The sequence below is a fragment of the Mesorhizobium sp. M1329 genome (genome assembly GCF_040318035.1).
Taxonomy (GTDB): Bacteria; Pseudomonadota; Alphaproteobacteria; order Rhizobiales; family Rhizobiaceae; genus Mesorhizobium.
This window is the reverse complement of record NZ_JAMYLN010000030.1, coordinates 47,665-60,851: the sequence shown is the minus strand read 5'-3', so window position 1 is coordinate 60,851 and position 13,187 is coordinate 47,665. Positions and strand designations below refer to the sequence as shown.

Genomic DNA, 13,187 nt, shown 5'->3' with positions numbered 1-13,187 from the left:
AGCCGCCCATGCAAACTTACGTCGCGCTGCTCTACAGCATTGTCCTGGGCGAGGGGCGGCGGGTCGTCATGTCCGATCTGAAAGCGATGGCCGAAGGCCTGGGTCTGAATAACCCGCGCACGCTGGTAGCGACCGGCAATCTGGTTTTTGAGGCGCAAGAAACAGAACTCGCGGCGTTGGGGCAGCGGCTGGAGGCGGCGTTCGCAAAGACTTTCGGCCGCCACGTCGACATCATCGTGCGTCGCGCCGACGGCTGGCTGAGGCTGGCGGCCGGCAATCCGTTCCCAGCCGAATCGGCCGAGGCGGCGGACCAGGTGGCGGTGCGCGTGATGCGGGCGCCCGTTCCCGCCGAGGCCGCCGCGGCGCTTGACGCCTATGCCGGCAAGGGCGAGAAGCTGCGGATTGTCGGCGGCGACATCTGGATCGTCTTTTCCCGCGAGACGCCGAGTTCGCGGCTGCTTGCGGCGGTGAGCCACAAACGCCTCGGCATCGGCACCTCGCGCAACTGGAATACCGTGCGCCGCCTGGCCGAGATGGTCGCAGAATGAACGGGGCGGCTCGCGCCGCCCCGAATCCGCTCAAGCCTTGGCTATCCTGGCTCCAGCGCCGAGTGCCATCGTGCGCAGCACGTAATAGATGACGCCGGCAATTGCCACGCCGAAGAACCAGCCATAGACGCCCCACCATGACGGCAGCAGGCTGGTGAAGTTGGGCAGGATCGAGGAGAAGACCGCGCCTATTCCGGCGGCGATGAAGGCATTGACATGCCAGCCGCCCTGGAAGCGGAATTCGCCATTTTCCCGGTAGAGCGCCTCGACGTCGACCTCGCCCTTCCGGATCAGGTAGTAGTCGACCATCATCACGCCGAAGATCGGCCCCATCGTCGCGCCAATGATGTTGACGAAGGAGGCAGCACTGCCTTCCCAGGGCGCAAAAGGATAAAGCACAAGCGCGATCAGCGCCGCGATGTAGCCGCCCTTCTTGAAGTCGATCTGGCGTGGAAAGACGTTGGAGAAGTCGAAGGCCGGCGACACGAAGTTCGCCACCACATTGATGCCGAGCGTCGCCACCGCAAAGGTCAGGGCTGCGAGCGCCGCCAGGAACCAGCTATCGAATTTCGCCGAAATCTGGTCGGGATGCAGCAGCACCTCGCCATATACGTCGAAGGCGGCGATCGTAGTGACGCCGGCGACCAGCGAGAACAGGATAAGATTGATCGGCAGGCCCCAGATGTTGCCCTTGCGCAGCGATGCCTTGTCCGGGGCGTAGCGCGCGAAATCGCAGAAGTTGAGATAGAGCGCGGAGAAATAGGTCACCCAGATCGCCGCCACCGCAAACAGCGAGGTCCAGGAGCCCGGCGTGCCCGGCACGCCCGCGTCCTTTGTCTTTTCCAGCAGGACATCCATCGGGATGTCGCTGGTGAAGGCGAAGGTGCCTGCCTTGATGCAAAGGTAGATGGCCAGGATCAACATCATCACCCACACCGCCGGTCCGGCCCAATCCTGGAAGCGGCGCACCGTTTCCATGCCTTTCTGGATGATCAGGAGCTGCAGCGCCCAGATGACGACGAAGCAGATCACCTCGAGCCCGGAGTGGCCGAGGAAATGTGTGCTCTGGTTGAAGTCGGCGAACCATTGCGAGCGGATCAGCAGGGCTACGATCGCGCCGGAGGCGGCCGCCGTCTGCGCGCCGTACCAGAAGCAGGCGACGATGGCGCGCACCAGCGCCGGTATGTTGGCGCCCCAGATGCCGAAGGAGGCACGCGCCAGGACAGGGTAGGGCACCCCGGTCTTCACGCCGGCATAGCCGACCATGTTCATCAACGCATAGATGATCAGCGAACCGATACCGATGGCGATGATGAAGTTGACGAAGCCGCCGCAAAACAGGAACAGGCTGGCCGCCAGATAATAGCCCCACAGGCTGTGGACGTCCGACGTCCAGACGTTGAAGATCGAGAACGGTCCCCAGTTTCGAACCTTCGCCGGAGCGAGATCCTCATTGTACAGGTCCGGTGATGCGCCTTGTATGGTCATTGCAATGTCCTCCCCTTGTTACGACCCGCGCCTCCACGCATTGCACGCAGGTTAAGCCTGACGCGGGGGAACCGGCAAGCAGACGATTTGCCGGCTTTGGACTCAAAGACCTTCAATGAGAAACGCGCTTATCGGTCGGACGATGCCGTGGCTGCGATATTGAGCTTCGCCGCTGATTCGGTCGCTGCTTGCTTGCCGGCCGGTCGAGCACCGGCCACCGCCGACGTCTCGAAACTGGCTTCGAGCCAGGCTATCGCGCCGGTCACGTCATCGAGGGCATAGTTTGCGGCCGTCGGTCCGTTCGGCTTCACGCGGATGGAGATGCCGCCAATTTCATTGATCGCCTCGAAACCGTGTTCGTCCGATGTATCGTCTCCGAGGAATATCGGCCGCCGGCCGACAAAGGGCGGAATGTCCATAAAACGTCGGATGGCAGCACCTTTGACGGCTTCCAAAGGCATGAGCTCGACGCCGGCGTTTCCCGGAAGCACCCGATAACCCTTCGGAAGCCGGGCCAAAGCCTGTTCGACGAGCTGGATTGCGGGCGCAAGCAGTTGCGGGGCTGCTCTTGTATGAACGGCAAGGACCGGCCCCTTGCGTTCGACATACACCTTGCCGCTGCCCAGTTCGGCCTCGATCTCGTCGGCAAGGGCGGCGATGTCGGCCGGCGCGTCGGCGGCATCGATCGGACCGCTCGGCGTCAGCCGGTGCTCCAGGCCATACAGTCCGGCGATCCGCAGCTTCAGCGGATGGAACAGCTTGTCCACGGCGGGAATCGATCGGCCGGTGATGAAGGCGGCCGCACCATCCAGCCGCCGCTCTATGCGTCCGAGCAGATTGCGCAATTCCTCGCCGACGAACACTGCGTCGGGATGGGCAGCGTGCTCCAGCAGAGTTCCGTCGATGTCGAGGAAGAGCGCCCATTGCCCTGCCGGCAGGTTCAACGCCGGCGGTTGTTCAAAGCTTTTCACGATGCTGCCTTCCGTGCCCGCTCGAACATCGAGATGACGTTGTTGGTGTTCGATGGCGGGCGCTCGCCGGTTCCGGTCACCCTGTCGAGATCGCCGCGTTTGCGCAGGCGCGCCGCATCCAGCAGCATGCTGCCGGCCCAGCGGTAGACATTGTTGTCGCGGACCATCTCGCGCATCGGCCGCAAACGCTCGCGCTGCTCGTCCGGCGTCATCGTCAGCGCCTGCAACAGCGCCTCACTCATCATGGCCGCATCGTAGGGGTTGACGATCAGTGCTTCCAGCAGTTCGCGCGAGGCACCGGCAAAGGTGCTGAGCAAAAGCACGCCCTGTTCGTCGTCGCGCGCTGCGACGAATTCCTTGGCGACAAGGTTCATGCCGTCATGCAGGCTGGTGACCATGCAGATGTCGGCGGCGCGATAGACCTCGTAGACCTGCTCCTGCCGATGATGTTCGGCGACCATCAGGATAGGGCTGTATGTCTCGCTGCCATAGCGCCGGTTGAGCTCCTCGGCACAGCGACGGCATTCGTCATGGAGTTGCTGGTAGGCGGGCAATGTCCCCCGGCTCGGCGCCGCGATCTGCAGGAAAACCACCTTGCCTATCCATTCGGGATATCTCGTGAACAATTCGTCCAGGGCATGGAAGCGATCGAGAATGCCTTTCGTGTAGTCGAGGCGCTCGACGCCAACGCAGAGTTTGGTATCCGCAGACAGGCCGAATCTGTCGCGCACGCTGGCGCGGCACTCCTCCACAGACGGCAGTTTTGCCAGCAATTGGGCCGGCCATTCTATGGAAATGGGATAGGCGTGGACCAATGTGGTCTGTCCACCATAGGAGATTGCCGCGTCTGCCCGTTCGATCCGGCTCTCCAGAAAGCGGTCTACACTTTCGGTGAAGTTGTTGGCATGGAATTGGGTATGAAAGCCGATGATCGAACTGCCTAGCAGTCCTTCCAGGATCCGCTCACGCCACGGACAGATGCTGAACACTTCCGAATTGGGCCACGGGATATGCCAGAATGTGATGACGATGGCGTCCGGCAGGCGCTGGCGAATCATGCGCGGCAGCAGCGCGAAATGGTAGTCCTGCACCAGCACGATCGGCCGTTCGTTGCGGGCTTCGGCAACCACCGTATCGGCGAACTTGCGGTTGACGGCCTCGTAGGCGTCCCAGTCCGAGGCGCGAAACACGGGGCGGGTGAAGGCGATATGGCAAAGCGGCCATAGGCCCTCATTGGCGAAGCCCAGATAATAGCCCTGATATTCCTCCTCCGTCAGCCAGACCCTGCGCAGCGTGTAGGACGGGTTGCCGGGCGGCACCTGCACCCGGTCGTCCTTGTCGACGGTGAGGCGGTCTGCCGTGCCGCCGCCATAGGCGATCCAGGTGCCGGCACAGGCGCGGGTGATGGGTTCGAGTGCCGAAACCAGCCCGCTGGCCGGTACCAAAAGTTGCACCCCGTCATCCTTGATGTTGTGGATGTAGGGTTCGCGGTTGGACACCACGATGACCTGTGCGTCCGGCAGGTCGTCGGCCAGGATCTTGCGCAAGGTGTCGGGCGACCATGTGACCAGTGCCGCATCGGCCGACTGGCCGTTCTTTTCGAACTCGCGCAGCACCTTGCGTGCCGCTTCCGACGCGACATCCTCGCTCGGCGTGTATGCGGCCGCCGTTGCGCGGCCGCGGCGCTGGCGGGATATCGATAGGAGAATGGCAAAAGCGGAAAAGCCAAAACTTGCAATCAGCAAAACCCAGAGCAGGTTTACGGTATAATCTGACATGGAATGTGATCTCGCCTCCGGCCGGCCGATAGCCGTTTTTTATTTGTTTTTCTGGTTCGCTGCCGCGTGACGACAAACAGCTTCCCCCGCTCCCCATTTTTGCAACGCACAAAGAGGCTATCGGTTCCGGACGATTGCAATGCCGGGCGTCATTTTCGACGCGCCGCAGCGCGGCGGCATCAAGTGCGCACGATGAGCGGCACCATCCCTTCATACCGATCGGCGAGAAAGGCGACGACCCGGTCGCCGACACGCTGGAATGTGAGGTCGACCACCGTCGAGCCGACACCCAGATGCCGCAATGTCAACGTGTCGATGCCGATCGGCAGCCTTGGGCGGGTGACCCGGATTTCGCTGTTCCAGCCGTCGATTTCGAGGCCAAGGCAGGCCTGCATCAGCATGAAGGCCGATCCCGCCGACCAGGCTTGCGGCAGGCACGCGACGGGATAGGCGATGGGCGCTTCGCCCGGCGACCGGGTAAAGCCGCAGAACAGTTCCGGCAGCCGCATGTTGAAATGGACAGCCGATTCGAACGTGCCGCTCATCAGCCGGACCACGCTGTCGCGCACGCCATAACGTGCCAGGCCGGCACCGCACATGGCGGTGTCGTGCGGCCAGATCGAGCCATTGTGGTAGGACATCGGATTGAAGAATATCGCATCGTCGGCCAGCGTCCTCACTCCCCAACCAGAGTGGAACGACGCGGAGAGCAGCTGATCGGCGACCATCTGCGCCCGTTCCGGCTCGGGCAGCCCGACATAGAGAAGATGGCCGGCATTCGACGTCCGTACCTTGCAGAGCTCGCCTGCACCATCGATCGCCAGTGCATAGAAATTGAGATCGTCCATCCAGAAATGGCGTTCCACCGCGGCGCGCATGGTTTCGGCGCGTTCCTCCCAATGATCGGCCTTGTCGTCCTCGCCGCGGCGGCGGGCGAGCGCCGCCAGCCCACGGAACGCGGCAAAGACATAGCCTTGCACCTCGACCAGGGCGATCGGCCCCTTTGGCATGCGGCCATCGGCATGGAAGACGGAATCGAAACTGTCCTTCCAGCCCTGGTTGGCGAGGCCGGTCTCGGCGCCGCGCTGGTAGGTCACGAAGCCGGTCGCGCGGCTTGTCTCCTCCGTCCATTCGGCCGCTGCACAGAGCGATGGCCACAGGCTGTCGACGAACGCCATGTCGCCGGTACGATCCGCATAGGCGCAAGCGAGATGAATGTAGAGCGGCGTGGTATCGACACCGCCGTAGTAGCGGCCGAACGGGAGCTCCCGCAGTGCCGCCATCTCGCCCTTGCGGGTCTCGTGCATGATCTTGCCCGGCTGCGAATCGCTGAACGGCGACGTTTCGGTTGCCTGATGCTGTGCGAGAAAGGCGAGTACGCCGCGCGCCAGCCCAGGATTCAGCCACAGCATCTGCAGTGCGGAGATCACCCCGTCACGGCCAAATGCCGTCGAGAACCAGGGTATGCCGGCATAGGGGTAAGGTCCGGTTGCAAGCTCGGTGGTCAGCAGCGCCACATCCGCGCGCGCGCGTTCGATCCAGTCGTTGAAGACGCGGCCGGAGCTGTGCACCGTCGCACCGTGGCGGCGTTTGGCGCGCATGCCAAAGCGAGCGCGGGCGGCGGCAGCCCGAAAACGGTCGCGGTCGGGTGTCTCCGCCACTTCCGGGCCGACCTCGATATAGAGGACCTCGCTGCTGCGCTTCGTCACCGCAACCAGGAAATCCGCACGGCTGGCGGTCAAATTGTCCGGTGCCCGCGAGAACGAGATCGCCGACAGGCGCACGAGCTGGTCCAGCCCGTCATATCGAAGCACCACGGATGTCGGACTGGTCTCGGCGGCGTGGGCTATTCCGCGCTTGAGCCGGGTCGAACCGCGCACCTCGAACATGTCACGGAAATCTGCTGCGAAATGCAACGAAACCCGAATGGCCGACGATTCCTGGCTGTAGTTGGAAAGGGTGATGCGCTCGAACAGCCGGTCCTGCCAAAGCAGCCTGACGCGTTCTATGTGGATCGCGCCCTGCGGAATGTCGCGACCACCGACACTCTGGATCGGCAGATTGGTCAGGTTCGAGGTGAAAAGCACATTGTCCTGGCTGAGCGATGCGCCCAGCAGCGACATTTGCCGGCCACCGACCGTCAGCCGGAATTCCGAAAGCACACGCGTGTCGTCTCGGAAAAAGCCGTCGCCGGCGCCGCGGATGTCGCCATAGGCGTCGGCCACCGCGAAGCAGTCGCCTTGCTTGAGGGCGAACAGCCGGTGCGGCTCCCGGGGCGCAACCTCGTCGAGGGAGGCAAGGGCTACGGCTGGATCAAGCTTACGCTCGTCGAGTTGATTCATACGTCACAAGCTCTGTCGTTTCGTTCCAACGTCCACAATGACGCCGATCAGGATGCTCTCGCTTCACCGGGAGCGCCGATCAGGCGCGAATAGGCAGCCACATAGTCGTGGGCCATTCTCGTGGCAGAAAAACGGTTTTCGAATACGGCTCTCACCTGTCGCCGGTCGAGGCGCAGCAATTCCGGTATCGAGGCGACAGCAGCATCGACTGAATCGACAAGGAAACCGGTCACGCCGTGGTCGATGATCTCCGGCAGGGCACCGCATTTCCAGGCGATTACCGGCGTGCCGCAGGCCATAGCCTCTATCGCGGCAAGACCGAACGGCTCCGGCCAATCGATCGGAAACAGCAGGCCGGCCGCCTTGCCGAGGAATTCCGCTTTTCTGTCCTCTTCGATCTCGCCGACATAGTCGACACGGTCGCCGTCGATCAGCGGCTCGACGGTGTCGTGGAAAAAGGCGCGGTCGTCATCGCCGATCTTTGCCGCAAGCTTCAGTTTCAGCCCGGAGCGCAAGGCGATCTCGATGGCACGGTCCGGGCGCTTGTCGCGCGACAGCCGGCCGAGAAAGGCCAGATACGGCTCGTCTGCATCCGTCTCGAAAGTCGACTCGTAGATATTGATCGGCAGCCCGTGATGGATGGTCGCCAGCCAATTGGCCCTGGGTAACCCGGTTCTCTGGCTGCGCGAAATGGAGATCATCGGAAAGCGCGGAAAACGCTCGTAGGCCGGGGCCAGGTCGACATAGTCGAGCCTGCCATGCGGTGTCGTCACCGTCCGGTCGGGCATGTGTTCGAAGAAAGGAAAATGCAGGAAGTGGCTGAGATGGAAATGGATAATGTCGAACTGTTGCGCTCGGTTCCTCACCTCGGCCAGCATCGCGAGATGCGCCGCGGTTTCGGATTTGTGCGGGCGCGGATCGAGACGGAGCGCCCGCTCGCGACACGCTACCAATTTCGCCGACGTCTTGGTATCGCCGCTGGCGAACAGGGTCACGTCATGGCCAAGCTCGACCAATCCCTCGGTCAGATAGGAGACGATGCGCTCCGTCCCTCCATAGAACCGGGGTGGCACGGATTCATGGAGCGGCGCCACATGGGCTATTCTCATGTTTTGGCATTTCCCTCAAAAAGACTGCTCGTGGCATCGAAATGCATCAGCCGCGCTAACGTTCCCGTACAATGGCAAGATGTCACTCAATTGGGGCAAGATGTCACCCAATTGGAGCTGCCGGGCGCTTCCACCGCTGCTCGTCTGGTCCAGCCAACATTTTCCAGGCCAAGCCCTCTTTTGCCGGGAACCAAAGTCGAGTTCGCGAGTTTAGTGGGGTTCGATCGCACGCATCCGGTCGACGGGGAGGAAATGATGGACCGCTTGCAATTCTTTTCGCCCGTGCGGATTTTGCGCGGACAGGGACAGCCCGTGGAGGAGATCGACAACGTTGCCGAAGCTATGGCATTCTTGCGAAAATGGCCGGCCGGGCGGCGCGGGCCGGTTTACCAGTGCGCCGTGAATTGCTGCGCTGCGGCCATGGCCGGCCGGATGTCGGCCGAGGAAGCGAGAAAGGCTTTTGCCGGCTTCGCCCGGATCACCCGCCTGCTCGAGGGCGATAGGCCGTTGCCGATGAGCGGCGAGGATCGGCATCGCGATCACGCGTTGAGGCGATAGGCCAACTGCCGCAGATCGTCAGAGCAAGGGTATTCAGCCTGAGCGCCCGATCGGCGACCGCGAACAGGCGTTTGAGCTGAGCAACGGCGCCGTTTTCGCTGATGTAATCGCAATAGGCGATGTAATCGGGGTCGCGTGACAGATGGCGTTCCTCGGTGATGGCGCGGAGTGCGTAGACGGAGTTGAGCCCGAACAGGATGGCGGAATGCCGCAGCGCTTCAGCGGGTCCTGCGGCGGTGAGGAAAGGCACGGAGATCAGCCACCAGCAGAGGTTTTTCGAAACATAGGCCGGATGCTTGATCCAGCGATACGGTCCGCAGGTGATGATTCCGCGATTGGTGAGATTGGAAAATCTCAGGCCAAAGCTCACGGTGGACCAGACAAAAATCAAGATGCAGAAGAGGATCGCCGATCCCCAGAAAACCTGGAGCGCCGGTGAGGGCATCACCGCTGTCCAGTTGGCGCCCGTTTCGTAGTTCAGGTAGGCACGGGTAGCGGCGTTGATGGGTTCATAACAGGCAAGACAAACCAGCCAGCCGAACACGGTGGGTTCGACGCCGCGGATATGGTTGTCGAGGACACGCAGCGTGAAGACGTAGCCGACGACCGCGACAAGAACATCCACCATGAACAGGAGATCGATTGCAAAAGCGTGCCAGCGCATGATGTCGAACTGATACGGTTGTTCCAGCCCGGCCAGGATCGAACCCAGTGTGGAGCACAGATAGACGAACATCAGCGGCAGGAAGAAGCCTTTGACGATCCAGCCCCGCACATGCTGGCATATCTGCTCGGTTCGCTGCGGCACGGCGCCGCTAAGAACGAATGCACCGATTTCGGCATATGAATCTTCCGGATCGGTCTGCCGGCGGTCGACATAAGCAACATAAAACGGCGTGGCGACGAGCAGCGCCGGCAAGGTGTCGTAGAGCGCTGTCCAGTAGGGGCGTAAAACTCACGCCGGTATTCCGGCACTATCCAGTAGACTGCGGCAATGGTCGTGAGCGTAACGAAGAAGCCGATGAGCTTGCGCACGACACGCTCGGCTTCAAGCGCTCGCATCGGCTTGGCCTGCAATCCCGTTGAACGCCTTCGAAACGTCTGGAAATAAGCCGTGTCGACCGCGATCATTGCTGCAGCAGTAGCTGCAATGACAGTCATGGCCTGCAAATGCGCAGGCCAGCTTCTGTCGACGGGCATCGCGACGGCCAGCGCAAGACCAAGCAATCCTGCAAGGCCGGTGAGGGGCGCGGTCGCCGATTTCGGTTGGAGCGTCGTACTACTACTCCCGTTGTCGTGAGGATCGATCGTCGTTGCCGGCCGCGTGGTCGCCGCCACGGTTCAACTCGAGTGGCGCCGCCACCGGAGCCGCTTGAGCAGCCGCTACACTCCGCCGCTGCCGTTAGACCCGCCGCTGCTTGTTCCGTCGTTGCCGCCACTGGATCCGCTGCCGCTTGATCCGCTGCTGCCGCTTGATCCGCTGCTGCCGCTCGAACTGCTGCTGCCGCTCGAACCGCTGCTGCCACTCGAACTGGTGGTGCCACTCGAACTGGTGGTGCCACTTGAGCCGCTGCTGCCGCTTGAGCTGCTGGAACTACTGGTGCCGCTCGATCCGCTGCTGCTAGAGCCGCCGATGGGTCCCTTGTTGAAGTTGCGTGGGGAGGGATGGTTGTTGGCGCCCTCGCTTACATTTTCGCAGGTGCACTTGCGCTGATACTTGGTGCCGAAGGCACTGCCTTCATTGCTCGCCTTCTGGCAGACCAACCTATGGCAAATCAAAGTCGCTTCGGTTGTCTCGGGGGTAAGGCTCATGATGACTATTGCGGTTGTCGTGGCCGCCATGCCCGTGATCGTGAACCGGAGTAAATTCCGAAAATTGTGCATAGATACCTCGCTTTCTGACGCCTCGCTTCTCGGGCTCACGCCCAAGCTTCCTCGTTGTCGAGTGGGTGTTTGCGACAAGGCGGCATACGGATCGCTTACGCCTCAGCGATCGGGGCTTAGTGGCGGCATAAAAAGTTGGACGAAGCGCAGACAATGGTGCCGCATTGCGGTATTTCGACCGGAAAAGGCCAAAGATGCACTTTTGGGGGAATGGATCATGTCGAAACGGCTTAGACTGGTGCTGGGAACCGCCGGCGCAATTGCCGTCGCCATTGTCTGGGGGATCGTCGCCACGTCGATGGGTGTGCCATCGATTCTGATCACCGTAGGAGCGGTCGCGATCGGCGCGGGCATCTACAGCTATCAAAACCGGAACTGATCCGGTACCCGGCGACGCGGCATAGCCCAAAACTCCCACGGTCGCAGACTGCCTGCGGCAATGCTCAGTGTACGAAAATTACCAACGACAGCGTTCTGTGGAACGAGTGGCCTGCCGAAGCTATTGTGGTGGCGGTCCGAGACACCCCCGCCTCGGGCCACTGGCTCACCCAGCCGAGTGGTCCGCTGCTACCCAACGGCAGCGGACCCTTCACCGGAGGGCGGACCCCGGAAGACGGACATTGTGCCGAATCGAGGGAGAACGATGGTCGTTGACGAGATTGCAGCGCGGCGCCTGAAAATCCTGATCGAGCGATATATGGAGACCAGGAAGAGGCGCCACGATGTGGTTTCTACCGCAGCGGCTGAGATCGCGATCAGGGCTGTCATGCCGAATTGCCCGGTCTCGCGAAAAGCCCTTGACGAAATGATTGCGGCATGTGCGTTCGAACATGGGCTGGGGGTGCTGTTCGATCGACCTGACGCATGAAAGCCTAAACGCCATGAATCCCAACGCCAAAATCGCGCGGTGCTGTCGTGTACGAATTCGAGGCTGCTCCTGAGGCGCTTGCGACTACGGCGCGTCGCGTCGATCGGCCTCATGCGATGTGCTTCAGGTTCTTGTTTTGATACATGTTGTTATCGCAGAACCGCTGCACATTTTTGCGCGACATGCATTAGACAAACCGACCAACCGGAGCAGCCATGCCGAGATATTTTTTCCATTTCCGAAACAATGAGGGCCGCTTGACGGAAGATTTCGAGGGTCAGGAGTTGGACGGTTTGTCCGCGGCTCAGGATAACGCCATGGCTTCGGCCAAGGAAATCCTGGCCGAGGGCCTGCTCAGCGGCAGCCCGGTCCTGACAGGTCTTTCCTTCGAAATCTGCGACGAGAACCGGCAGCTGCTTTTCCGATTTCCCTTCTCGGAAGCTGCCGAAAAGGCTGGCACTCGACCGTGATGGCCAAAAGCCCTGCAATGCGGGCGAGCTTTGATCGAGCCTGGCTAAAAAACCGCATGTCGCGGCAAGACGGTCGTTGGTGCAAATCAGCACCATAGCCAAATTAGTAGCATAGCTGCCGGCACAAAGCAAGAACAAACATGGCTTGCCTTGCCTAAAAGGCGTGCGTTTCAGGAATTCGAGGGCAGGCGCCGGTAAGGGGCGCCAAGCGACATTGCGATTTCCAACCGATGTGTCGATTTGTCGGGCCGGGTGTTCGTCAACTTCCCGAAACGTCTTCGCAGGATGCTGTGATCAGGAGTTCCTTTCTCCCGCGGTTACGTTTACAGGACGCTCTGGACAGTGTCGTTTGCGCGCCAGCAACTGGACCGGGCTAGGCCCGGCGCACAGTCCTCCTCCGTAGAGGAACCAGTGCGGCGTCGTTTTTGGAGAACAATGATTTGTGGTGGTCAAATAAGCAAAAGAGATTCAAGGGAACGTGGGATGACCGACTGGACGGGCTGTTCTCAGCAGAGGTCGACTACGCCAGGAAATCCATTCTCGATGTTGGCTGCAACATGGGTGTTGTCGCCTATGAGATATCCAAGCTAGGACCGAGTTCGATCCATGGGATCGACATTCTCAAGCCGCATATCGAGACGGCCAGGATGATCTTCCTGGGTTGTCCAGTCCAAAGCCGGTTCGATTGTCTCGATCTTGGCAGCCGGAAGCTGCAAAATGTTCTCCAACCGCAGTACGACATCGTCATGCTGCTGGCGGTCTACCATCACATGCAGTGGAGCCTCGGCGCGGACAAGGCGCGAAGCGTGCTGTGCGATATCGCCAGGCGTGCTCAAACGATCGTTGCCCGCGTCCCTCCTGGCAAGGATAAGGAGATGATCGCGGTGCTTTCGGATGTGGGCTTTTCAATTAAAAGCAATCACACATCGCCTCTTGGAAGCCATCTCATGGTCCTCGTGAAACACTGACCAGGCATAGCGCGGCCGACGACGAATGGCGCAAGAGCCGCGTGGCTGGGGTCCGCCATGCTCGCATGCGAGGAACCGACGGTCATGGGGCCGATGACGTGCAAGGATCCGGTTCGGCATTGACTGCGGTCGGGAACGAAGCCACAGACAGGTGATCGAAACCGTCTCGTGCTTCAAGACAACACGAAGACCGGACGGGATCG

Annotated in this window: 14 protein-coding genes; 7 read left to right on the top strand and 7 right to left on the bottom strand. The window is 61.2% G+C overall.

From position 1 onward, the window contains the following. Window positions 1-8: 8 nt before the first annotated feature. Window positions 9-548, top strand: coding sequence for a DUF1697 domain-containing protein (locus NKH21_RS25455; RefSeq protein ID WP_352665057.1), 540 nt, complete (start codon window positions 9-11; stop codon window positions 546-548). Between the two features lie 30 nt (window positions 549-578). Here NKH21_RS25455 and NKH21_RS25450 read toward each other — a convergent pair whose 3' ends face one another. The 5 genes from NKH21_RS25450 to NKH21_RS25430 all read right to left on the bottom strand — a co-directional run bounded on the left by NKH21_RS25450 (window position 579) and on the right by NKH21_RS25430 (window position 8,236). Beyond that, entirely contained in the window at window positions 579-2,036 is a 1,458-nt protein-coding gene (locus tag NKH21_RS25450) for an NCS1 family nucleobase:cation symporter-1 (protein WP_352665055.1), read from the bottom strand. A gap of 128 nt (window positions 2,037-2,164) precedes the next feature. Beyond that, complete coding sequence (gene otsB / locus NKH21_RS25445; RefSeq protein WP_352665053.1) at window positions 2,165-3,007, bottom strand: trehalose-phosphatase; 843 nt, start codon at window positions 3,005-3,007, stop codon at window positions 2,165-2,167. Then, window positions 3,004-4,785, bottom strand: coding sequence for an alpha,alpha-trehalose-phosphate synthase (UDP-forming) (locus NKH21_RS25440; RefSeq protein WP_352466252.1), 1,782 nt, complete (start codon window positions 4,783-4,785; stop codon window positions 3,004-3,006). The genes otsB and NKH21_RS25440 overlap by 4 nt, the downstream gene beginning before the upstream one ends. A gap of 179 nt (window positions 4,786-4,964) precedes the next feature. After that, complete coding sequence (locus NKH21_RS25435; RefSeq protein WP_352665051.1) at window positions 4,965-7,127, bottom strand: amylo-alpha-1,6-glucosidase; 2,163 nt, start codon at window positions 7,125-7,127, stop codon at window positions 4,965-4,967. Between the two features lie 47 nt (window positions 7,128-7,174). Further along, window positions 7,175-8,236 (bottom strand): glycosyltransferase family 4 protein, encoded by a 1,062-nt coding sequence (locus NKH21_RS25430; RefSeq protein WP_352665049.1) that lies wholly within the window; start codon window positions 8,234-8,236, stop codon window positions 7,175-7,177. Between NKH21_RS25430 and NKH21_RS32860 the strand changes: the two genes are divergently transcribed. Further along, on the top strand, window positions 8,222-8,794 hold the full coding sequence (locus NKH21_RS32860; protein WP_502911914.1) for a DUF982 domain-containing protein: 573 nt from the start codon (window positions 8,222-8,224) through the stop codon (window positions 8,792-8,794). The two genes, NKH21_RS25430 and NKH21_RS32860, sit on opposite strands and share 15 nt — an antisense overlap. Here NKH21_RS32860 and NKH21_RS25420 read toward each other — a convergent pair. Continuing rightward, window positions 8,715-9,530, bottom strand: coding sequence for a methyltransferase family protein (locus NKH21_RS25420; protein WP_352868225.1), 816 nt, complete (start codon window positions 9,528-9,530; stop codon window positions 8,715-8,717). The genes NKH21_RS32860 and NKH21_RS25420 overlap by 80 nt on opposite strands. Further along, entirely contained in the window at window positions 9,530-10,132 is a 603-nt protein-coding gene (locus tag NKH21_RS25415; protein ID WP_352868222.1) for a hypothetical protein, read from the bottom strand. Before NKH21_RS25415 ends, NKH21_RS25420 begins: the two co-directional genes overlap by 1 nt. Before the next feature lie 34 nt (window positions 10,133-10,166). Here NKH21_RS25415 and NKH21_RS25410 point away from each other — a divergent pair, with 34 nt between their 5' ends. The 5 genes from NKH21_RS25410 to NKH21_RS25390 all read left to right on the top strand — a co-directional run bounded on the left by NKH21_RS25410 (window position 10,167) and on the right by NKH21_RS25390 (window position 12,984). Continuing rightward, window positions 10,167-10,508 (top strand): hypothetical protein, encoded by a 342-nt coding sequence (locus NKH21_RS25410; protein ID WP_352868219.1) that lies wholly within the window; start codon window positions 10,167-10,169, stop codon window positions 10,506-10,508. 6 nt (window positions 10,509-10,514) lie between these two features. Then, on the top strand, window positions 10,515-11,057 hold the full coding sequence (locus NKH21_RS25405) for a hypothetical protein (RefSeq protein ID WP_352665038.1): 543 nt from the start codon (window positions 10,515-10,517) through the stop codon (window positions 11,055-11,057). Window positions 11,058-11,321: 264 nt separating this feature from the next. Continuing rightward, window positions 11,322-11,546, top strand: a complete 225-nt coding sequence (locus tag NKH21_RS25400; protein WP_352868216.1) for a hypothetical protein — start codon at window positions 11,322-11,324, stop codon at window positions 11,544-11,546. A gap of 215 nt (window positions 11,547-11,761) precedes the next feature. Beyond that, window positions 11,762-12,016: a DUF6894 family protein gene (locus NKH21_RS32855; protein WP_353046777.1), complete on the top strand. Its 255-nt coding sequence runs from the start codon at window positions 11,762-11,764 to the stop codon at window positions 12,014-12,016. Between the two features lie 425 nt (window positions 12,017-12,441). Then, window positions 12,442-12,984 carry a class I SAM-dependent methyltransferase gene (locus tag NKH21_RS25390; protein ID WP_352665034.1) on the top strand — a complete coding sequence of 181 codons (543 nt, stop codon included), beginning with the start codon at window positions 12,442-12,444 and terminating at the stop codon, window positions 12,982-12,984. Window positions 12,985-13,187: the final 203 nt, after the last annotated feature.

What these genes read in the sequence shown, in the direction of transcription:
- NKH21_RS25455 (WP_352665057.1), top strand. Translation starts at nt 9, where the DNA reads ATGCAAACTTACGTCGCGCTGCTCTACAGCATTGTCCTGGGCGAGGGG.
- NKH21_RS25450 (WP_352665055.1), bottom strand. Translation starts at nt 2,036, where the DNA reads ATGACCATACAAGGCGCATCACCGGACCTGTACAATGAGGATCTCGCT.
- NKH21_RS25440 (WP_352466252.1), bottom strand. Translation starts at nt 4,785, where the DNA reads ATGTCAGATTATACCGTAAACCTGCTCTGGGTTTTGCTGATTGCAAGT.
- NKH21_RS25435 (WP_352665051.1), bottom strand. Translation starts at nt 7,127, where the DNA reads ATGAATCAACTCGACGAGCGTAAGCTTGATCCAGCCGTAGCCCTTGCC.
- NKH21_RS32860 (WP_502911914.1), top strand. Translation starts at nt 8,222, where the DNA reads ATGGGCTATTCTCATGTTTTGGCATTTCCCTCAAAAAGACTGCTCGTG.
- NKH21_RS25430 (WP_352665049.1), bottom strand. Translation starts at nt 8,236, where the DNA reads ATGAGAATAGCCCATGTGGCGCCGCTCCATGAATCCGTGCCACCCCGG.
- NKH21_RS25420 (WP_352868225.1), bottom strand. Translation starts at nt 9,530, where the DNA reads ATGTTCGTCTATCTGTGCTCCACACTGGGTTCGATCCTGGCCGGGCTG.
- NKH21_RS25400 (WP_352868216.1), top strand. Translation starts at nt 11,322, where the DNA reads ATGGTCGTTGACGAGATTGCAGCGCGGCGCCTGAAAATCCTGATCGAG.
- NKH21_RS32855 (WP_353046777.1), top strand. Translation starts at nt 11,762, where the DNA reads ATGCCGAGATATTTTTTCCATTTCCGAAACAATGAGGGCCGCTTGACG.